Origin of the sequence: Paenibacillus eucommiae, from assembly GCF_017874215.1 — a bacterium.
GTDB lineage: Bacteria > Bacillota > Bacilli > Paenibacillales > NBRC-103111 > Paenibacillus_AI > Paenibacillus_AI eucommiae.
Map to the genome: position 1 here is coordinate 406,685 of NZ_JAGGLB010000001.1, position 19,233 is coordinate 425,917.

Annotated in this window: 21 protein-coding genes; 2 read left to right on the plus strand and 19 right to left on the minus strand. The window is 44.8% G+C overall.

Translation table 11 applies throughout. The features are described from left to right. Positions 1–722: 722 nt before the first annotated feature. The 12 genes from J2Z66_RS01330 to J2Z66_RS01380 form a co-directional block, all read right to left on the minus strand. Positions 723–1,478, minus strand: a complete 756-nt coding sequence (locus J2Z66_RS01330) for an SDR family NAD(P)-dependent oxidoreductase (RefSeq protein ID WP_209968925.1) — start codon at positions 1,476–1,478, stop codon at positions 723–725. Between the two features lie 46 nt (positions 1,479–1,524). Continuing rightward, complete coding sequence (locus J2Z66_RS01335) at positions 1,525–2,643, minus strand: hypothetical protein (protein ID WP_209968928.1); 1,119 nt, start codon at positions 2,641–2,643, stop codon at positions 1,525–1,527. Between the two features lie 887 nt (positions 2,644–3,530). Then, complete coding sequence (locus J2Z66_RS01340; protein WP_209968931.1) at positions 3,531–3,743, minus strand: hypothetical protein; 213 nt, start codon at positions 3,741–3,743, stop codon at positions 3,531–3,533. A gap of 106 nt (positions 3,744–3,849) precedes the next feature. Continuing rightward, positions 3,850–4,203 (minus strand): PIM8 family immunity protein, encoded by a 354-nt coding sequence (locus J2Z66_RS01345; protein WP_209968933.1) that lies wholly within the window; start codon positions 4,201–4,203, stop codon positions 3,850–3,852. Between the two features lie 70 nt (positions 4,204–4,273). After that, complete coding sequence (locus tag J2Z66_RS01350) at positions 4,274–4,645, minus strand: YxiJ family protein (protein ID WP_209968936.1); 372 nt, start codon at positions 4,643–4,645, stop codon at positions 4,274–4,276. Positions 4,646–4,709: 64 nt separating this feature from the next. Beyond that, complete coding sequence (locus J2Z66_RS01355; protein ID WP_209968939.1) at positions 4,710–5,228, minus strand: hypothetical protein; 519 nt, start codon at positions 5,226–5,228, stop codon at positions 4,710–4,712. Between the two features lie 75 nt (positions 5,229–5,303). Then, positions 5,304–5,816 carry a DNA polymerase III gene (locus J2Z66_RS01360; RefSeq protein ID WP_209968943.1) on the minus strand — a complete coding sequence of 171 codons (513 nt, stop codon included), beginning with the start codon at positions 5,814–5,816 and terminating at the stop codon, positions 5,304–5,306. A gap of 11 nt (positions 5,817–5,827) precedes the next feature. Further along, on the minus strand, positions 5,828–7,324 hold the full coding sequence (locus J2Z66_RS01365; RefSeq protein ID WP_512699950.1) for a DUF8184 family protein: 1,497 nt from the start codon (positions 7,322–7,324) through the stop codon (positions 5,828–5,830). Between the two features lie 433 nt (positions 7,325–7,757). Continuing rightward, positions 7,758–7,940: a DUF6199 family natural product biosynthesis protein gene (locus J2Z66_RS44340; RefSeq protein WP_512699949.1), complete on the minus strand. Its 183-nt coding sequence runs from the start codon at positions 7,938–7,940 to the stop codon at positions 7,758–7,760. A 42-nt stretch (positions 7,941–7,982) separates the two neighbouring features. Beyond that, complete coding sequence (locus J2Z66_RS01370; protein ID WP_209968948.1) at positions 7,983–8,147, minus strand: hypothetical protein; 165 nt, start codon at positions 8,145–8,147, stop codon at positions 7,983–7,985. An 18-nt stretch (positions 8,148–8,165) separates the two neighbouring features. Then, positions 8,166–8,495, minus strand: a complete 330-nt coding sequence (locus J2Z66_RS01375; protein ID WP_209968951.1) for a hypothetical protein — start codon at positions 8,493–8,495, stop codon at positions 8,166–8,168. Further along, positions 8,473–8,652, minus strand: a complete 180-nt coding sequence (locus J2Z66_RS01380; RefSeq protein ID WP_209968954.1) for a hypothetical protein — start codon at positions 8,650–8,652, stop codon at positions 8,473–8,475. The genes J2Z66_RS01375 and J2Z66_RS01380 overlap by 23 nt, the downstream gene beginning before the upstream one ends. Positions 8,653–8,681: 29 nt before the next feature. On the opposite strand from J2Z66_RS01380, the gene J2Z66_RS01385 reads away from it, so the two are divergent. Continuing rightward, positions 8,682–9,110, plus strand: a complete 429-nt coding sequence (locus J2Z66_RS01385) for a hypothetical protein (RefSeq protein WP_209968955.1) — start codon at positions 8,682–8,684, stop codon at positions 9,108–9,110. A 294-nt stretch (positions 9,111–9,404) separates the two neighbouring features. Here the strand turns inward: J2Z66_RS01385 and J2Z66_RS01390 are convergent, their stop codons facing one another. The 7 genes from J2Z66_RS01390 to J2Z66_RS01420 all read right to left on the minus strand — a co-directional run bounded on the left by J2Z66_RS01390 (position 9,405) and on the right by J2Z66_RS01420 (position 18,216). Further along, entirely contained in the window at positions 9,405–9,788 is a 384-nt protein-coding gene (locus tag J2Z66_RS01390) for an acetamidase/formamidase family protein (protein ID WP_245375192.1), read from the minus strand. Further along, on the minus strand, positions 9,763–10,101 hold the full coding sequence (locus J2Z66_RS01395) for a hypothetical protein (protein WP_209968959.1): 339 nt from the start codon (positions 10,099–10,101) through the stop codon (positions 9,763–9,765). Before J2Z66_RS01395 ends, J2Z66_RS01390 begins: the two co-directional genes overlap by 26 nt. 103 nt (positions 10,102–10,204) lie before the next feature. Beyond that, entirely contained in the window at positions 10,205–11,092 is an 888-nt protein-coding gene (locus J2Z66_RS01400) for a carbohydrate ABC transporter permease (protein ID WP_209968961.1), read from the minus strand. A 10-nt stretch (positions 11,093–11,102) separates the two neighbouring features. Beyond that, positions 11,103–12,062 (minus strand): ABC transporter permease, encoded by a 960-nt coding sequence (locus tag J2Z66_RS01405; RefSeq protein ID WP_312894328.1) that lies wholly within the window; start codon positions 12,060–12,062, stop codon positions 11,103–11,105. Positions 12,063–12,233: 171 nt separating this feature from the next. Next, positions 12,234–16,628 carry a hypothetical protein gene (locus J2Z66_RS01410; RefSeq protein ID WP_209968964.1) on the minus strand — a complete coding sequence of 1,465 codons (4,395 nt, stop codon included), beginning with the start codon at positions 16,626–16,628 and terminating at the stop codon, positions 12,234–12,236. 80 nt (positions 16,629–16,708) lie between these two features. After that, positions 16,709–17,068, minus strand: a complete 360-nt coding sequence (locus J2Z66_RS01415) for a Rieske (2Fe-2S) protein (RefSeq protein WP_209968967.1) — start codon at positions 17,066–17,068, stop codon at positions 16,709–16,711. After that, positions 17,065–18,216 carry an amidohydrolase family protein gene (locus J2Z66_RS01420; RefSeq protein ID WP_209968969.1) on the minus strand — a complete coding sequence of 384 codons (1,152 nt, stop codon included), beginning with the start codon at positions 18,214–18,216 and terminating at the stop codon, positions 17,065–17,067. The genes J2Z66_RS01415 and J2Z66_RS01420 overlap by 4 nt, the downstream gene beginning before the upstream one ends. Positions 18,217–18,410: 194 nt before the next feature. Here J2Z66_RS01420 and J2Z66_RS01425 point away from each other — a divergent pair, with 194 nt between their 5' ends. Continuing rightward, entirely contained in the window at positions 18,411–19,223 is an 813-nt protein-coding gene (locus tag J2Z66_RS01425; RefSeq protein ID WP_209968972.1) for a helix-turn-helix domain-containing protein, read from the plus strand. Positions 19,224–19,233 lie beyond the last annotated feature (10 nt).

Sequence of the window (19,233 nt, forward strand, 5' to 3'; positions counted from 1 at the left end):
CTGAATTTCTTGGCATATCGTATGTTTCGCTGTACATAAAGTATGAATAATTGCAAAAGCTCTTATCGTGAATGGATCGAATTGGGCATAAAGCCGTACAAGAGAGAAAGGCGGCCCTATTAAATGGGCCGCCCCAGACTGAAGACAAGCTCCTCTGTTTCTCCCCTGAGACAGGGGAGTTTGTGCGTATACATGATAAGAGCCAGCCTAATAATTAGAAGTATTGTGAGAGCCACCTGCTCGCCAGAGCCAGGTGGCTAGTTTTTTTCAAATTAGCGGTCATTCATGACCTTTAGAGCAAAAATAAAGTAAATTCACTTTCGTTACGGACAAATATGACCACTAGAAGAAAACTTCACGCTTTTCTTCGATCATTCCCCCGCTGACGGACACTAGTGTCCGTAATAAAGCCGGAATTTCGAATAAACGACGCTAACGGTCGCTAATGTCCGCTAACGGCCGTACAACAATCAAGATGTGAACGGAATGGATTCCCTGGATTGAAAAAAGCCGCTCTAAAGAACGACTCAAAACATGCGTTTCCCCATCTTTACCGAATTTCCATAAACACGTTATTCCACCTATTTCCTCAATTATATAATTACACCATATTAACGCGGTGAATAGATCAATTGATGAGAAAAAAACTGCCGACAAGTACTTTGTCGACAGTCTGAGGCGGCCCTATTAAATGAGCCGCCTCTCGGGAAAGCGAAATAAATTCATATTTTGTACCCGCCGTCAATTGTAAACAAAGCCCCAGTCACATAGGAAGCCGCATCCGACAACAGGAATGCCGCCATTTCATTGATCTCGCTTGGTTTGCCGCTGCGGCCAAGCAGGGTGATGCTGCGAATGATTTCCTTTGTTTTTTCAGACATGATGTCCCAGTTTTCCTCCGTTTTGAAATCTCCCGGAACAATCACATTCGCACGTATGCCTTGCTTGGCATAAGTTGCCGCCAAAATTCGCGTAAACTGGTTGATTCCCGCCTTCGCGGTCCCATAAGCAAGACTGGTTGGATTCGGATGAAACGCCAATACGGAAGACATGTTCACCAATGAACCTCCTCCAGAGCGAATCATGATCGGCAAAGCATATTTGCATACGAGGAAGGTACTTGTCAACGTTCCTTTGAGTGTGGATTCCCATTCTTCAATACTGAGCTCCAGCGCAGACTTTTCCACACATCCGTATACGGTATGATAAGTGCCGTCGAGTCTGCCGAAATGCCGCTCTACTTCCGCCATAACGGCTTGCACTTGATTTTCCTCGAAAATATCGGCCTTAATGTACTGTAATCGTTCTCCTCCGTACTGTTCTTGCAGCTCCATCATTTTCGGAGACTGGTTCATGTCCAAATAATCGGTAGCCAGGACGAATGCTCCCTTCTCCAAAAACATGCCCACGGCCGATTGCCCTGCTTGTCCGAAAGCACCTGTAACCAAAATCACCTTACGATCCAATTGTCTCAACAACGTTCACCTCTAGTAGTTAATTTAATGTATGGCATGATTCTCATCATTAATAACCGACATGCAAATACGGCGTTTCGATTTCCTTCTTGTGGTAAAGCCCAGTCATAATCGACTCTAGAGCTCCTGTAGTTAAAAATGAACGTTCTACCGGAAACGGCGGTCGCGACGTGTGAATAAACTTCTCGATTTCCAATACAAGTCTGCCAAAATGAGAGTACGGCTTCACATTCTGCAGACGAAACTCTACGCAGAACGGCTCCGAATGCTCATACATCTGATAACCGGAAGCGAAATCCCATACCTCATGATCGGCAAACAGAATTCCAGACAACAACCCATCTACATAGCGAACCTCGAAAAACATCGGATTCGTCAAGCTATACGGGAACTTGTCCAAATCCGTCAAATTGATGAATCCCCCCACGCTCCGATATAGGGCATCCCATTCCGGGCTAAACAGCTTCTCTATCGCCGCCTCGCCTTCGTACGTCTTAGTAGACTTGATACCCGTTTCGCCACAGGCCCGATTTTCCGCAATCGATTGCATCATCTCTAGCGTATGATACGTATATCTTTCCGGCGATGAATTCACGGAATCGTAGGCAAAACCAAACATCTTGTGCAATGGCGCTCCTTTCGGAGGCGGTACCGATGCTGGATATTGCGGCGCAAAAGGAACGACCGAGCTGGACATAAACGGAATGTTATGCTGCTTGATCATGCTGTATATCCATTCGATGTCTTCTTTAATGATGGCGAAGCCTTTGTCGGAATAGACCGGAACGATCCGCCCCGCTTCCAGCATTACATTCAGACATCCTTCGAACAACCGGCGTCGCGGGTACAGAAACTGCCGGAGCTCATTCTCCGGGTAATCCCCGTGCTCGCCTATAATAAGGATACCATCCAAATCAAAGGTCTCGCCGCCGCACTTCAACGCCTCTTCAATGGATCCGTACATTGGAACGCCGTGTTTCCGGGAAAGTTGTCTGCTGATGTCGTATTCCGGAAATTGATCCACATACATCGAAGCGATTTCGAGCGTGGACGAATAATTTTTCCCGTCAACGCTAAATCCTTCAAGCATTTTCGTAATAATGACATCGGCGTGGGAAATATCCCAATACTCTGTGATGATTGCTGCTACTCGTTTTTTCTTGACCATCCTGGACAATCACTCTCGATTCATACGAAATAACTTCATTGTAACTTAGCCTGCGGCAATAATCGGCCGAGCGCCTGTGCGACTTGCCCTATTTGGACCATGCAGTATACTCACGCTTCGGCTTCAACTCATTGTACGGCATTACCATCCCCGAATCTTGACATATCATATATTTGGATACACATAACGTATATTCTTTGTTCCACCACCCAATGGACTTAAGCAGTCCGATCAGCTTCCGGTCGTTTCGGTCGTTTCGGTCGTTTCGCACAGGGAACACCGAATTTTGTCACGTACGGGTCGTCTCCTCCAACCCCCTCGCGATTCACGACAGGAATCCAAACAACCTCTCCACTAACTGTTGACCACCTTCGAGCAATACGCTGCCGTTACTGTCCAACCCTTTTATTTACTGTTCGCATTTACCATCACTACAGATTTTGGATTAAAGTAATCGCCACTGGAACGAATTAAAAGAACCTTGAGAGGCACAAACGCCTGACAAGGTTCTTAATGGTGCTTATATTATAAATTACAAATCTGACAAAAAATATAATAAATAAATTAGTTACATGACCTATGCACTTGAATGAAATTTATGGTAAAAATTAATTGTAATCGCAAGGGCTACTAAGCGAAAAATAACTTGACTTTGAAAAAAATAAGTATTTAGTTATTTGTTTTATAAAAGTAGATCTCATTTTTTTGATTAGCAATTGCTAGTAGCTCTGGGTGATTGTTCACTAAAAAAACTTTCGTGCCAATATCTAGTTTCGTAGACATTTGATTTTCAAAAGGTTTATCTAAATTATACTTTTTTGTAATTTCACCGATTGGATTTTCTAAATTGATTTGGGAAGTAAGTTCAGGTTGTATTGTATTATACTTTATATAAAAACATTATAGAACGTTAGAAGATCGACATCTTCATATTGCAAAATAATTTTATTATATTGAGCATTTAATTCATATTCCCTCAGATTCTGCCTATTAAGTAATTTACCGTCCTCGAGACTTTGATAAGTTATGACAATACCAATTGTCAAGCAAATCAGGAGTGGAGAAAAGATTAGGAACAGCTTAAGAGCATTTCTATTCAAAATAATTCTCCTTTCGAAGCTGCTTTTTCCAAGGGTTTGTTATTAATATCTGGCAATACTGCGCATGTTGTTCACCAGTCTGACTGAATTAGAGATCAGCCCTATATTATTCCAACAATTCAAATTTAAATTCCCTGCAATAAAACGAGAACAATAGATTCTCATTCTCTATTACTTGATATTTCACACCTTCCATTTGTCTATTTGAAATATCATTTATACCTATATCCAATCGAAATATTGTGTCTAAATTACCTACCTTTAAATCTACTACTCCAAAATAGTATAATTTTAATCTTTTGTTGCCCTCGTAAAAGGGGTATTCACACAAAGTAATTATCAGTTCATAATCAGAACAAACTTCTCCATCTAGATTTCTTTTTACATTAATTTCTTTTAAATAGGAATACAACTTCTGTTTTTGGTAAAAATCGGATATATGTTCGTTATATTTACTCATGATGCTTTATACTCTCCTTCAATGATACGGTCAATTAATACCTCTTGCAGTCCTTTCTCTATTTTTGAGCCTAAGTCTTTATATCGAATAAATACTTTTGAATTAGATGTCTTAATTGTTCGAAATTATTGTACTCGGCTTGAAAGTCAGGATACTTCTTCAAACTTGTTTCGATTAAACTATAATTAGGAAATCTTTGAAAAAAATCCTCATTCAATAATTCAACTTGCTTATTAGGAATCTCAGTAACTTTACCTTTTAAAATATAACTCGTAGTTCCAGCAATTACAGCGCAATAATCATTAAAATCAGCGTTTAAACTTTCAACCTCAAGTGAAGCAAATTTCCTTTTTATTTTTTCAGTATCTTCATATGGGAAGGGATTAACTAATTGAAAATTATACAGATATGATATATTTGCTAAAATTTCTTCTTTATTCAAATACCTTCACCTCCAACCAGATAAACACACGCATTATAGCTTACCAAAAGAAGCTATAGTTCCATCAATCCTTAAGGGACTTAGGCTGGAGAAATTGTTTTTCCCATTTCGCCAAAAATTGTTCATCCCATTTATATTCACTTCCCTTGATATGAGTATTCCAAAATGAAGTTTTATTCCAATTATCTTTTTCAACCAACACTTGTGGTAAAAAATGAACTGCATCTACTATATGATAAGCATTTGGTTTGTTGTTCATGTGTAGCTCTTCTATCGCCAATACTAAAGATTCTTTAATAAATTCAATGTACAATTTAACAACCTCATATTTAATTCCAATAGAAGCCTCATTACTACAAAATGCTTTATCCAAATACTGTTTTGTTTCAATATCATGTATTTCTGCAAGCACTTCTTCACAAAAACATTGGTAGTTTATTTGGTTATTCATTAATAGCAATTGGATATTTGCAATCACTATCTTGATTACCTTCTCACAATAAAGCTCCTCTATATTTGCCCGAATAAAAATAAATGTTACATGCATACCCATCATAAAGCGATCATAGTCAGAAGAGTTCATGTGCTTGCTCCCTAATTAATATTATCCGTCAATAATGAGAAACCACCAAGCCATGGTCGCAAGGTGGTGTACAGATTACTTTTTTACAACTGAAATGATGCTTGCTGGAATGCTCTCAAAAACTAATATCTCGGCGCTTGGGTATTTGGGATTGTGGAGATAGTCTTCAAACAAAATAAAACCCTCCCAGTACATTTTCACCAAATATTCTAATGAAAACCCCGTATCAAAATGTTCTGCCTCGTCAATTATATTAATGTTTGCTTCATATGTTGTTTGATCGTAAATCATATGCGTTATCTCTCTGTCAAAGACAGCAATTTGGGAAGAAAAAATCGGAAATGCATACATCCAATCATACTTGTGAATCATATTCACTCCGATAGCATTATTAAAATCCACCCAGCTAGGAATATCATTGGGTCTAAACTTCCCAGTAACTGCACCGGCTCCCTTTCCCCCATTTGTATAATACAAATTTGAAGGGGAGTTTGAAGTTATCCCTGCTCCTATTTCTTTTTTCAAAAATGCATCTGACTCTATTCGTTTGTTTTGGGGAATTCGATGGTATAGAAGCAAGTTTTCCAAAATTACGCCTCCTATTTCATATCATCTTCTCTCCACTGAAACCGACTATCTCCCAAGCCAGTTAAAATATACGTTTTTATTATTTGAAAGAGATTATTAAAATCGTAGCACAGGGTGTTTTTTGAATAACTGTTCTTTTTAAAATGGACTTCTTCGTCTGTTTCTTTGGGGTTGTACCAAGTATGAACAGCGCTAATTCCATCATCTATCTGAATAGAGCAGCAGTCTTTTTCAAAGGTAGCATGTAAGGTTTTGCTGTCTTTCTTAATGTCTATGGTAGCAACTCTATTTTTGCTGATATCCACGTTTAACTTACGCATCTCTCCATTAAGTAAAGCTAGGTTAGTGGTATTGAATCCGACGCTGACTTTGTGATAGCCTTTCACATAATGGATAGTAGCATCGCAACATGCAGTTTCGATCTCTTCAGTAAAGAGGTCAATCAGCGGGCTCTCACTTCTGCCTTTGAAGGCAATCTCTAATAATTTGACCACGGCCTCGAGGATTACTGGCGGAAAGTCCAATTCCCATTCATAGCAAAATCCGGCTTCAGACTTGTCATTTTCATCATTTAGATCTGGTCCTTTGGCATGGATATAAACAATATTATTCTCAATATGGCACTTTCCTAACTTGTAGTTTTGCGATGGATCAGGAAAGCGTATGGTAAAATGTTCTCTAAATTGATTATAGAACAGAAGAATTAGCATATTTTTCTCAGGATTCTCTAGCGATACAGACAAATCATGATCTTCATCCAATGAAATCCTGATGGCATTCTGTGATTGGCTTAAATCAAGATCCTGCTCATTAATCGCTTTTATCAAATTGACAATGTGTTGGGTTCCTTCAAAGCCAGCGCAATTAATCTTGAAATGCGTAGGATTGTTTTTGTAAAAAGAATCATATACCAGGTATTGATCATCCACATAGTCCACATTGCCAATAGGGGTTAAAGTTTCATTAGCATTGGGCGTTTCATTCAAAAATATTTTATTGTTGGATAGGTGAAGAGCCGCTCCCAAGTAGATTTCCAGCTCACTATAGCCCCATTTGGTAGTGTATTTGAACTGTAGTTCTTCGGCCTTTCTATTGACGTTTTTTGGTTTTGGTGCATGTTTAGGCGGATATGTTTTTGACTCGCCATTTAACATTTCGATTACAACTGAAACATTCGTATAGATGATGGGATACCCCATAAAGCTTGCGCCTTCCGCATTGTATTTCTCTACAGCTTGCGCTCTAACTCTCTCTCTGCTTCCATTAAAAACTAAGTCTGCCACTTCATCTTCACTCAACCCGTTTTCATACCCATCAAAATAATAATATTCACAACTCTGATAAGTGTTTTTTTTCAACTCTCTCAAATAAAGTTCTACCCCGGCATCCCCATAAAAACATTGTTTCTCCTCATCAAACGTATAATGTCCGATCGTCCACTCTTTTGCGATTAACTCTTCCAATTCCTCTCTGTTATGCTCACTGCTCATATTAAATTCTCCCTTCATCTTTTCCAAATCTATTGATCTTCCTTGTTATCTTGTTATTCAAATAATGGATTTCCATAAATATATCAGATAAGGCATACGGAAATATACTGGGCTAATGTTCTATTTCTCGTTCTGATAGACTCCCGTCTAATTTATAACCTCATCGATTGCCGCGGCTATCATAGTCATAATCCTCGTTATCATTAGTCGATGAATCGTCAAATAGCCCTATCTTTTCTCTAGGCGGGGCTAAGTCCATTCTATTGTCTATTCTATTAATGAACTTCGAACCTTTTTTTAATATTTCCCAAAGAATTAACAAGAAAGAAATCCTTGTTTGTAAAACCTAAATAATAATCATAGTCTTCCTCGTCAACAGACGAAAGCGAAGCCGCGGCGCAAAGAAAACCACCAAGCGAGGTTTAGTCGCAAGGTGGTCATGAACTATTGTTTAGATTTTAAAACCTCCAAGTAGTGTAATGATTATCAATAGAACACCCATCACTAACATAACATAAGCACCAATTTTAAAACGAATAAGATCTGATTTAGAAGGCTTCTTGTAACGTGTATTATACCCATTCGTTTTATACAAAAACTCTGGTTTAACAATACCCAATATTCCCGATATCACAAAAAAAGTAAAAATAAAGACAATAAGATTCTATCTGACATATTATTTCCCCGTTCCTAAGAATAGATTCCACTCAGAAATCGTCATTGGAAAGGATGGTGAAGAACGCGTGATTTGTTTTACCTTTTCTGTTACCATACCATACTCTCCAGGATACAAAGGAATTTCTTTTGAAATCCCCACTCCACCACCAGCTATGAATTCCATATCTGCGTCATCAATATCCTAGTTAAACTTACCCTCAACAATTGTAAAATACGGACCTTGATAAGTTTGTCCATAATAAGCAGTGTTCACCATATTACCGCCACCGCTGATGGATACACCTCCCGTAAGAGTAGCTGAGATTCCTAACTTCCCATTTGCTCCTCCTCCATAACTGAGAGTTAGTGTACTATCTTGTATTTTGGCCTGTGCATACCCAGTGCCTACCGCAGATATCGAAACTGCAGCTTTAACATATCCTTGGGCTGCTCCACTTGATGATGAGGATGTTTCACTCTTCTTATTTGTAATTTTAGAGCTGCCGCCATTAATAAAAATCAATACGTTCAACAGAATCTGCATATTTTAACCTAATTGCATTAGCGGAATCATGTGCTGCTTGCTTCGCGCTTTTGGTAGTAGCTTTGTTGAAATCTTCTGTGTATTTGGCTAAATCATCTTTCTCTTTTTTAGAGTAGAGGGGGGCGATGTTTTTGTCAATTTGCATTTCATGACCAGTTGGATCAACATACTTCAGTGGGCTGGGTGAAAGAAACGTATACGCAAGAGAGCGATGCGCCGATGGTGGATAACCTGTTCCGTTACTCCAAAGGATTTTGGAAGGGGCTCTTCATTTGTTACGATCATTACTATGTTCCACGCACGAACAATGATTTAGAGCAATTCTTTCGTCAGACCAAGGCATGCCACCGCCGCATCACAGGATTGCGAAACTGGAACAGATATATTATGCGTAACGGAGAAATGATCGTCTTGGTACAGGATGCGCTTCGCCAGTCTCATGTCATTTCACGTTTGCGTTCCGTTTCCTTTGAAGCGTACAAAGACTGCAAGCAGCGATGGGACAACCGACTATCTGGTGCGATTCAACGTAAGCGGTTCAATCGTGATCCTGATGCCTATCTCAGCGGATTAGAACACAAGTGGGATCAATTGACTCGCTAGTTAATTTTGCTGTCGTAGTTTTTTTTCCTTATTCGACGTCTGTGAGATCTCCCCGGGTAAGAGCGATAACTTTCCCCTCATCTATCTGCCACATCTACATGGTGAGATTCGGGCAGTATTGGACTTTGCTTTGGATTGCAAGCTCATCCGTCTCCCCATGCCTTATATGTGATTTCTGTTCGTCAGACCGAGGGTTTGCTTCTGGCTTCCTTCAGATTCGGCCTCGCGACCGACACCCTTGCCTTCAGCTAACAGTTCCTACTGCCAAGCCTGTAACGGACTTTCACCGCCTAGTTATCGCCCATGCCGGGCGCACATATTGACCGACCATCCCCAGTCCCGACTGGGGACGATCGATTCCCAGCACACCTCCAGCATATCGCCGGGCTCTGCCCCTTCGACATACAACGGCCCCGACATCGGATTGCCGCTCGAATCCACCCGCTCTCCGAAGCGATCCCAGCCATCCGCATCCACCGTATGCACGGTGATCGTCTCCCCACTCTTCACAACCGCCTGCGGCTCATGCCAACCTATCGTCCCATAGTAACGAATGGGTTGAAGCTCCTTGTTCATCTTGCAGACTCCCCTCCCCTGCTTATTCAGCCGAATTATACAGGAGATATACCCGTTTCGCCAGTTCCATTCAGCGTCAAATCGGGACATCTTTTCGCTCAAGATGTCCCGATTCACCGCGTCGGATCAGCACACACCCGCACACGGGCCGATGACGATCCAGTTCCACCCTCACCACGAGAAAAGCTTCCTGCAGATTCTCCCGCTGCTTCTGACTGTACGAGTCGAACGGGCGAACCGGATAACAGAGCTCTCCAGGCAGCGACAGCTGCAAGCTGCATCCCTTATAGCTCAACGCCGTGCCAAGCTTCGATGCCGCACGATCCCCGCGCGCACAATACTGAAGCTCAACAGCTCCGGATGCGCGATCGAGCGACCTCCGCCAAGCAGCAAACCTTGCGTATGATGGTAACACTCAGCAGATTTTGCGCTCCAAAATCCAGCGATTGTGGAACTGATGCTGGCACAAGGGCGCGCTCAGCGTCGTTAATACGATGGGGGATCCTGAGCCGCCCGTCTTAGCCCTTGATTGAGCCGAGCAGCATCCCTTTGACGAAATACTTTTGCAGGAACGGATATACGAGCAGGATCGGGATGATCGCCACGACCACTGTCGCCATCTTGATCGTCTCCGGCGGCAGCTGCTGCAGTTCGGACATGTTGACTCCCAGCTCCGTGCTGACGCTCGGCGTCACGATCATATTGCGCAGCACGACCTGGATCGGCATCAGCGCCCGGTCGGTCAGGTACATGATCCCGCCGAAGTAAGCGTTCCAGTGGGTAACCCCGTAAAACAGCCCCAGCGTCGCGATGATCGGCATCGACAGCGGCAGCACGATCCGGAACAGCGTCTGGATGTCGTTGCAGCCGTCCACCTTCGCCGCCTCTTCGATCTCGTCAGGCAAGTTCTCGAAGTACGTCTTCATAATGAGCATGTTGAACGAGGACACCAGACCCGGTATGATCAGCGCCCAGATCGTGTTCAGCAGCCCGGTCGCCCGCACGATCAGGTACAGCGGGATGAGACCGCCCGAGAACAGCATCGTAAACACGATTCCGATCAGAACGAAATTGCGGCCCGGCAGAAACTTCTTCGACAGCGGATACGCCAGGAACATCGTCACCATCAGGTTCAGAAAGGTGCCGATCAGCGTCACGATGATCGTAATCTTCAACGCGTTCGGAATCCGATCGCTGCTGAAGATATACTTGTACGCCTCCAGCGTCATCTCGCCTGGCCAGATGACGAAGCCCCCGTTGCGGAGCACCTCGGCGATCGGCGTAATCGACATGATGAACACGTAGTACAGCGGAAACAAGGTGGCCAGACCGAACAGCGTCATGGACGCATAGATGAAAAAGTCGACGATATAATCGGATTTGGTCTTTTTAAGTATGATTGACATGGTTTACCTCCTACCAAATTCCCGAGCCGCCGAATTTTTTCGCCAGCTTGTTGGCCCCGAACACGAGAATGAAGCCGATGACTGACTTGAAAAATCCGACTGCGGCGGCTACGCTGAAATCGAGCTGCTCGATCCCTCGGCGGAATACCCAGGTGTCGATAATATCCCCGACCTCGTATACGCGAGCGTTCAGGAAGATGTAGACCTGCTCAAAGCCGGCATCCAGAATGTGACCGATGCGCAAAATAAGCAGCAACACAAACACTTCGCGTATGCCCGGCAGCGTAATATGCCACATCTGTCGCCATCGTCCGGCGCCGTCGACCACTGCGGCCTCGTACAGCTCGCTGTTGATCGCGGCCAGTGCCGCCAAGTAAATGATCGCCCCGAATCCGGTATTTTTCCAGACATCGGTCATCAGCAGCAGGGGACGAAAAAAGTCCTTGTCGGTCATCAGATTCAACGTCTCCCCGGTCTGCTCCCTCCACCAGGAGGAGATCAAGCCCGCATCCGGCGCCAAAAACGAGAACACAAGACCGTAGACGATGATCCAGGAGAGGAAGTATGGGCCGTACGTGATCGACTGAATGGCCCGCTTGAACCATTGCACGCGGATTTCATTCAAAACCAACGCCAGCAAAACATCCGGCAGCATATTGAACACTATCCGGTAAATGCTGAGCAGGATCGTGTTCTTCAGCAAAATGAAGAAATCAGGCGATGAAAACACCGTCATGAAGTTATCCAGCCCGATCCATTCGCTGCCCCAAATGCCCTTGATCAAGTTGTACTTCTTAAAGGCAATGAGCAAGCCGCCCATCGGGACGTAATGGTACACGATGTAGTAGATAATGCCTGGAAGCATCATCAGGTAAAACCAACGATAGCGGACAAGCGCTCTTCCGATCAGGAGAAACCTCTGGTGCAGGGTCATCGTCTCCCGCTTCGCCGCAATCTGTTCCGTCTTCACTGTTGCATTCCCCCTGTGTTTATTGCATGGCATGGCAAACCGACATACCCAGACCTCATATCCCGAATAAAAAGGGAATATATGTTTTGCCTGACGCAAAATATGTCTTGAAAAATCCTTTGTTTTTCAGCCCCTCCGCGAGCGTCCACGGATAAAGTGTAACTCCATCCGTTAATCAGTCACGTATACCTCATCTACCCATAATGTGCCTGAAGCAGAGGAATCGTCATGGGTTAGAATGATGATTAGCTTGTTGTTGTATGCTGCAGGTGTTGTGAAGGTTGCATGTATTGCTCCCCAGTTGGTTGAAGTGATCGGACTATCAACGAGTACAGCATTGGTTGCGGTGTTGATGATTTGAAGCTTTCCACCCGCACTGCCGCTGATCTTCCCTGCTAAGCTTACGGAATAGGCGGTGTCAGGGCGATATCCAGACCAGGAATATACAAGCTCTTGACGAATGCCATCCGCAGAGGACTCCAGCCTCAGCGTCTTTCCGCCTGCATAGGGGTCAATCGGATCAAGAACCACATTGCCGACTGTTGTTGAAGCTCCGCGAGTCCAGTAGCGCGGCAGCGTCGTATCGAAAGCATCCGCTGTCTCGAAACCGGCGTTCGCAATCTCGCCATCCGCCAAGGAAGGAAAAGCGTGTACGTCATCGAAGCCTACGGATGCGCCTGACGGTGAAACGGCCGCGGTATAGAGACGAACTCGAACATCATGACCTGCCGCAGGGGTTGTGACCGTGAATGTTGATCTTGTCCAGCTTGTATCGGAGACCATAAGCTGTCCGAGATTGGTTGAGGTTGTGTAATCATATAGTTGTACAAGACCATTCACTGCACCGTATTTTTTACTCAAGAAAGAAAGGGTGTAGCTCGTATTCGGCTCATAATCCGCCAGATTGGTTTCCATAATTTGCCAATTCATTCCGTTTGTTGTGAGCAGCAAGGATGAATCGTTCATTCCAGGATCTGTGGAATCAAGTCGTGCCGTAGCTGGTGTAGATTGAAATCTCGTCCAGCGCAGCGGTAAAGTGCTGTCCAACGGATCTGCCAGCTCAAAGTTTGTATTTTGAACCTTATTACCGCTCCATTTGGCTAAGGAGGATGCCATCACAGTGGCACAGCCATCGATCTCGCACACTGCATTCGTGATGTCAGCGACGATGGGATCGAATTCTGCGAAATGCGCCCAGAAGTGATAATTTCTTGTGTTCGTTTTATCCGTTGTAACAAGTGGTTGTCTACCGTTATAGTAGGACAGCACAGGATCCGTCAAGCTTTGATTCCACATAATATCTGTGAACGTATTCGTCAGCTTTTTCATATCGTAAGCTGTGAATACTTCCCCCTGATGGTAAGCCTCTACCGCTCCCGCCATTGTTAAACCTGCATGAGAGATGTCTTCCTGCACATAGCTGGCATAGTGTCCGTCATCCCACGGACCGAAGCGATCCCAGTAATTCCAACGGTATGCATCTGTAGAGAGAGAAGCATTTAATGGATGATCAATCAAAGTGCTCTTGAAGGCGCGCGACATGTCATTAGCGCGACTCCGGTATAAGGGGCGTACGGAGGAATACGCAGCCACACCTTCCGTCGCATCATGAAGCAAATAAAGCATTTGAGCAAAAGCCAAATACTGGTTGTGCGGCAAGCTCCGACCCGGGAACAGCTCCGTGCTGAGGCCCTCGGGGATTATGTACACCCCTGAGCCGTTATTGGCTCCGTCTGTTCCGGTAATTTGTTTCCAGTATGGCTCCCATTTGTCGAATAGATGATTGGCAGCGAAATCACGATAGCCTTCGGCTTTATTCAAATAAGCGGCGTGCAAGGCTGGATCCGCTAATACGATGTTCACAAATCTTAAGATTGGAGACATGATCACGCCTTCATGAACCATATGCTCCCATTGCTCTCCCACTTCAAAGGTATCCAGCCACACGGTATGGCCTGCTGTGCCCGAAGGAATGGACACTTCAACTACGATATCGTGACCGGCAGCCGGAGTATGGAATACACCTTCTGTGACAGCCAGCCTGGTTGTATTGCTGAAGTTCCAGCTGCCTAGAGTAGTTGCTGTTGTTTGGTCTACTACGCGTACTTGTCCGACTGCTCCTGGAGAGGCAAGTGCGCTGAAGGAAATTCCATATTCCACATTCGGTCTGTAATTGTAAAGCTCTTGAGCGATCACAGGAGGCGTAGAATCCAAATACACAAGCTTCAATCCATAATCATCTGTAAAAATCGTCGAATCAGTGGCACGATGTGCTTCAGCCAGGGATGTCGTATCGCTTCTTGTCCAGGCAGCAGCCTCTGAAGGAAAATCAGCTGTCAGGGAGATTAGATCCACATAGCTGGTTGAGCTGATTGCCGATAGGGGCTGAGTGAACCGGATTTTAATCGATTTCCCTGGTTGATTGGGTGCAGTGAATTGTATGGCTTGCTTGGTCCAACGTGTTCCCTTGTACGTGTCGGAGGCAATGACGACATCATCTGATTCATTGTATATTTCCATAACACCAGGCACACTTGGATTTGTTGTACGGCCTTGATAAGTCAAGTTATAGGTTGCGCCGGGCTTATAGGAGACGCTTTGCTCGATTCCCTTAACCGATAGCGGGGAAGCCGTAATGGCAAATCCTCTTTGACCCGTGTAGTAGTTGTTAATTCCAGTTACAAGGTAAGCGTCAGATGAAGTTGTACCTGCGAGCCGAGACCAGTTTTGCGGCATAGTAGCGTCGGAAGCGCTTACCGTTTCGAAGCCGGTATTCAGTAATGCGTTGTTGGGGAAACTGGTATATAACTGAAAATTATCATAATAACTGGAGAATCCAGCCAAATCAAATCTATTCTGATACAGACGAACCTTGAGTGTCTTACCCGCTACGTCCGGTGCTGTGAAGGAAAGCTTGAAATTCGTCCAGGAAGTCGATCTGAATGTTGTCGAAGCAAGCGACGTCCCGTCTGTTACATCATAGATAACCACTTGGCCGGAAGCATCTGTGCTGGATACTTTTCCATCGAAGGATAATGTGTAGGTCTGAGATGGAATGTAGGCGCCAAGCTCTTGTTCCACTATTTTTCTTGTGGTGTTATCGGTTGTCGTAACTAATGAATAAGTACCCGTTGATGAATCGGTGCTGACATGGATATCAGCGGAAGTTGCGGTTCCGCTTCTTGTCCAATTGTCAGGCAGTGTCGGATCTGAACCATTTAGTACTTCCATATCGCCGTTTGTCAGGGGTGAATTTTCATTTAATACTAAATTGTCATAATAGGTCGTAAAGCCGTTGAGGCCCCAATTCGATTGATAAAGTCGGATTTTGATTTCTTTGCCTGCTGTAGCTGGAGCGACGAACGATACGCTTCCTGGTGTCCATGTCGCGGAGCTGAACGTTGTGAAGGCGATTACAGAGCTGTCCGTTGCATTGTAGATCTGAACTCTCCCTTGGCCGCCAGTACCTGATATTTTGCCATCAAAGCTTAAGGTGTAGGACTGAGAAGGAACGTAATCAATCGTTTGCTCGGCAATTTTCCATGAGGTATTGTCCGTTGTGGTAGCCAGCACGCTGGAGCCGGTCACGGGATCCACAACACTATAAATATTGGACGGGCTTGCAGTGCCGACCCGGCTCCATCCGTCAGGCAATGTAGCATCGGCTGGATGAGGTCTTTCCATATCTCCGTTTACTATTGCAGGCTGGATGTCGTCGACAGGTGTGATCGATATATGGTCGAAGTAACCTTTGTAGCCGGCTTGCTCATCATTTTGCAGGCCAAGCTGAATCCGAACAGAACCGGTGCCCGGCGCCCTGAATTGAAATACATAGCGTTCAAAGCCGGCATGATGTGCGCGGACGGAGCCAAGAACTGCGTCCGTGGCCGTGTTGATCACCTGTACGAGGGTTTGGGTTTTCTCAGTTTCTACACTCATATACATTTCGACTAAATAAGTGACGCCCGGGGAAAGATTTACATGTTGAACGAGTCGATTCTCATTCACCCCATCACTCTCGATAATAACTCCGGCGGTTCCATCGAATGCAGAACCGCTTGCAGAAGAACGGTAAGCTTTGCCGCTGGTGCCGTGGCTTGTCCAACCATCAGGAATTTGATCAGCGTCGGCATCCACTTCGAAGGAACCATTCGTAACAACGGAGGAAGAATAGCTACTTGCTCCTTCGATCTGGAATGTGTTGTTTTTGGATTGGTTATAGGCAGCGCCATGGTCCTTCCAGCCTCGTGCGCCATCTCCATCATGATCCGAGGCATTGCTGATGATGCGGTCTGAATGATCCACGATTTTGTCGAGCCAGTACCTGGAGCCGGTTGCTTCATACATCGTAATGTAGCTGTCCAAATAATAGCTCTCTCCCCATGCGAGCGCCCCGCCATTGGCTGACGCGGATACACCTCGACCGAAGTTGATGTTCTGATCGGAATACAGGAAGCGATCCAGTGTAGGATCTTGTGCACGAACTGATGCTGGCAATAAACCGGCGCATACGACAAGTGCTGCTGTGGCAATTTTGAGCCTGGAGATAACGCGCTTGCAGTTCATAAACATAACCCCCTCCCCCTACTATTCATTCATTTGTAAAACCGAAGAGTTCAGACTAGTGAAGGAAGGGTAGCCTTCCTTCACTTGGGCAAAATAACATACAGATTATCATTTTCGATTTCCACAGGGTAACCTCTTAACTTGGTCTGAGGTTCCACAAGCAGTCTTCCGTTGGTCAAATCGAATTCCCAGCCGTGCCAAGGGCAACGTAAAATTTGCTCACTCATGCCATATTTGTATTCATAGACAAGGGAGGGGAGACGAGTCCCGCTAACCAGACCTTTGCAGATGCTTGCTCCCATATGCGGACAAAAGTTGTTCCATGCATACCAGGTTCCCTTGACTTCGTATAATCCGAACTCGATGCCTTCGATTTTAAATATTTTGTGTTGCATTTGTTGAATGTCAGAAATTTTGCCTACCCAATACTTATTTTTCATTCCTCTTCTCCCCATACATGGTCAGGAGAATTCATCGATTCTACAGCAATCTTCTCTGCAAGCTCTGTGGAAATGCTGTTCATTCCGGCTGGCTTCGTGTGCAGACCATATAGCTCCGCAGCAGTACCTGCCAAAATGCGCTTCTTCATTTCCTTGGGCATCCTTGGAAGAGTCATCCTTGGATTGTCATTATCCCAATGCGGGTAGTCGGAGGAGAACATGACCGTCTTCTCTGCAGAGATCATATGCAAAATTTGAACGAATTGTTCCGGCGTGTTCGGCTCTTCGATCGGCTGAGTCGTCAGGCGAATATGATCCACGATGTATTCGGATGGAAAACGTTTCAACCATGGAGCGGACTCCCGCAAAGCCTTGTAATTTTTATCCATTCTCCACATCAAGTGCGGCAGCCATGAGATTCCGCCTTCGATGGCGACGAACTTGAGCTTTGGAAACTTCTCGAATACACCTTCACAGACCAGGCTGTTCACATGAGTCATGTAGTTTGTGGGCAAAATATTATGCCATTCCATGTAACGGGTAGGATATCCGGATGGTGTTGGCGGGCCGGAAATCCCTTTTCCTTCTGTTCCGGGATGCACGGCTACCGGGAGTCCGCATTCTTGGGCAGCATCATAAATCGGGTGGTAGAAGCGTTGTCCATAAGGCATGCGCGCTGCGCTCGCCATTAGAACCTGCACCATGTCGGGATTGGACGCATGTCGACGAATCTCGGCAGCAGCTTCGACCGGGTCTGATGCATTGACAAAAATCGAGCCCTTAAAGCGTGGACTAACGCTGAGCCACGTATCAACCATACGGTCATTACATGCTGCGGCCAGCACATTCCCATAATCCGGATCCGGGTCTAGTGAAAGTCCCAGTACCCCTGAGCCGGTCAGTATGGCATAGTCTACTCCATATCGATCCATGTGGTCGCTAATCAGGAATTGGGGATCACTTCCTGGAGGACCACCACGATCCGGATTGGCATCCTTCCGATGTGTCCCGATGGATGAGTAATATTGGGCTCCATAAGGCAAGCCAACATCACGATATCTATCATGCCACGCCTTTGGCAAATACGGGGTTAATGATCCAATATGATTATGAACGTCGGTGTCAATTAAAACAGGTGCATCGCTCATAGCTATGATTCCTCCTACTCGATTGAACGGCTTGGGTTACGTATGTGATGGATGCGGTGTTCATGACTTGCTTGATTTTGTCGCGACACTTCGATTATACTAAGGCGAACAGAGGCGATCCATGAAGGATCCTATATTTTATTTGCACAATCCTCTACTAAAAATGATGACTTGTTGTTATCAGGGGGGTGAAGATGAGCGTGTCAAACCCGAATGTTGAGTTTGATTTTACAATCATGAACCTGGAGTATGTCGTAGAAGTTGAGTCCAGGAAGCCTCTAGAAGAGCATGTGTTGAGCCCTCCCGAGCATGCAAGGGAATATGTATTGTCATTGACGACTCAGGGAGAAACGAACTATACGATCAACGGCCAGCATTATTGTGTTTCGAAAGGTGATATTTTGTTTTTTTCTCGTTATATGCCGCGTAAGCGGGAGACAGAGCAGGGCAAGCATTGGTGGCATATTGTTGTTCTCTTTCAGCTTCATTTCCATTCTCCGGAGGTGAAGGAAAAGATTGATCGGATGAATCATGTATTTTGCAATTTAGATCAGACTAAAGTCCCGCTTTTATTTCATGAGCTTCACCGAGCTTGGGTAGGCAAACAGCCTGGATTTTTAATCCGCTGTCGAAGTCGTATACTGGAAATCATACATGCTTTGATCGTAGATTCATTGGACAATAAGACGTCTCATATGCGCATGGTAGAGCTGTTAATCGCCCTGATGGATGCGAATGAGCACAGATTTTATTCCATTGAGGAATTGAGCGCTGAAGTGGGGATTAGCCCATCGTATCTTTCTTTGATTTTCAAGAAGACTACGGGACTAACGGTCATTCAATATCAGAATCGAATCAAGACCAGCAAAGCTTACGACTTGCTGAGAAGCGGAGAGTATACGATTACGGCAGTAGCCGAACGTCTGGGCTTCCGAGATATTTATTATTTTAGCAGATTGTACAAAAAGATTATGGGGAGCGCCCCTTCTTCTGTATTAAAAAGGTAATCTGAACCTC

What these genes read in the sequence shown, in the direction of transcription:
- J2Z66_RS01335 (WP_209968928.1), bottom strand. Translation starts at nt 2,643, where the DNA reads ATGGTCAAGAAAAAACGAGTAGCAGCAATCATCACAGAGTATTGGGAT.
- J2Z66_RS01345 (WP_209968933.1), bottom strand. Translation starts at nt 4,203, where the DNA reads ATGAGTAAATATAACGAACATATATCCGATTTTTACCAAAAACAGAAG.
- J2Z66_RS01355 (WP_209968939.1), bottom strand. Translation starts at nt 5,228, where the DNA reads ATGAACTCTTCTGACTATGATCGCTTTATGATGGGTATGCATGTAACA.
- J2Z66_RS01365 (WP_512699950.1), bottom strand. Translation starts at nt 7,324, where the DNA reads ATGAAGGGAGAATTTAATATGAGCAGTGAGCATAACAGAGAGGAATTG.
- J2Z66_RS01370 (WP_209968948.1), bottom strand. Translation starts at nt 8,147, where the DNA reads ATGGAATTCATAGCTGGTGGTGGAGTGGGGATTTCAAAAGAAATTCCT.
- J2Z66_RS01380 (WP_209968954.1), bottom strand. Translation starts at nt 8,652, where the DNA reads ATGCAAATTGACAAAAACATCGCCCCCCTCTACTCTAAAAAAGAGAAA.
- J2Z66_RS01400 (WP_209968961.1), bottom strand. Translation starts at nt 11,092, where the DNA reads ATGTCAATCATACTTAAAAAGACCAAATCCGATTATATCGTCGACTTT.
- J2Z66_RS01410 (WP_209968964.1), bottom strand. Translation starts at nt 16,628, where the DNA reads ATGAACTGCAAGCGCGTTATCTCCAGGCTCAAAATTGCCACAGCAGCA.
- J2Z66_RS01415 (WP_209968967.1), bottom strand. Translation starts at nt 17,068, where the DNA reads ATGAAAAATAAGTATTGGGTAGGCAAAATTTCTGACATTCAACAAATG.
- J2Z66_RS01420 (WP_209968969.1), bottom strand. Translation starts at nt 18,216, where the DNA reads ATGAGCGATGCACCTGTTTTAATTGACACCGACGTTCATAATCATATT.
- J2Z66_RS01425 (WP_209968972.1), top strand. Translation starts at nt 18,411, where the DNA reads ATGAGCGTGTCAAACCCGAATGTTGAGTTTGATTTTACAATCATGAAC.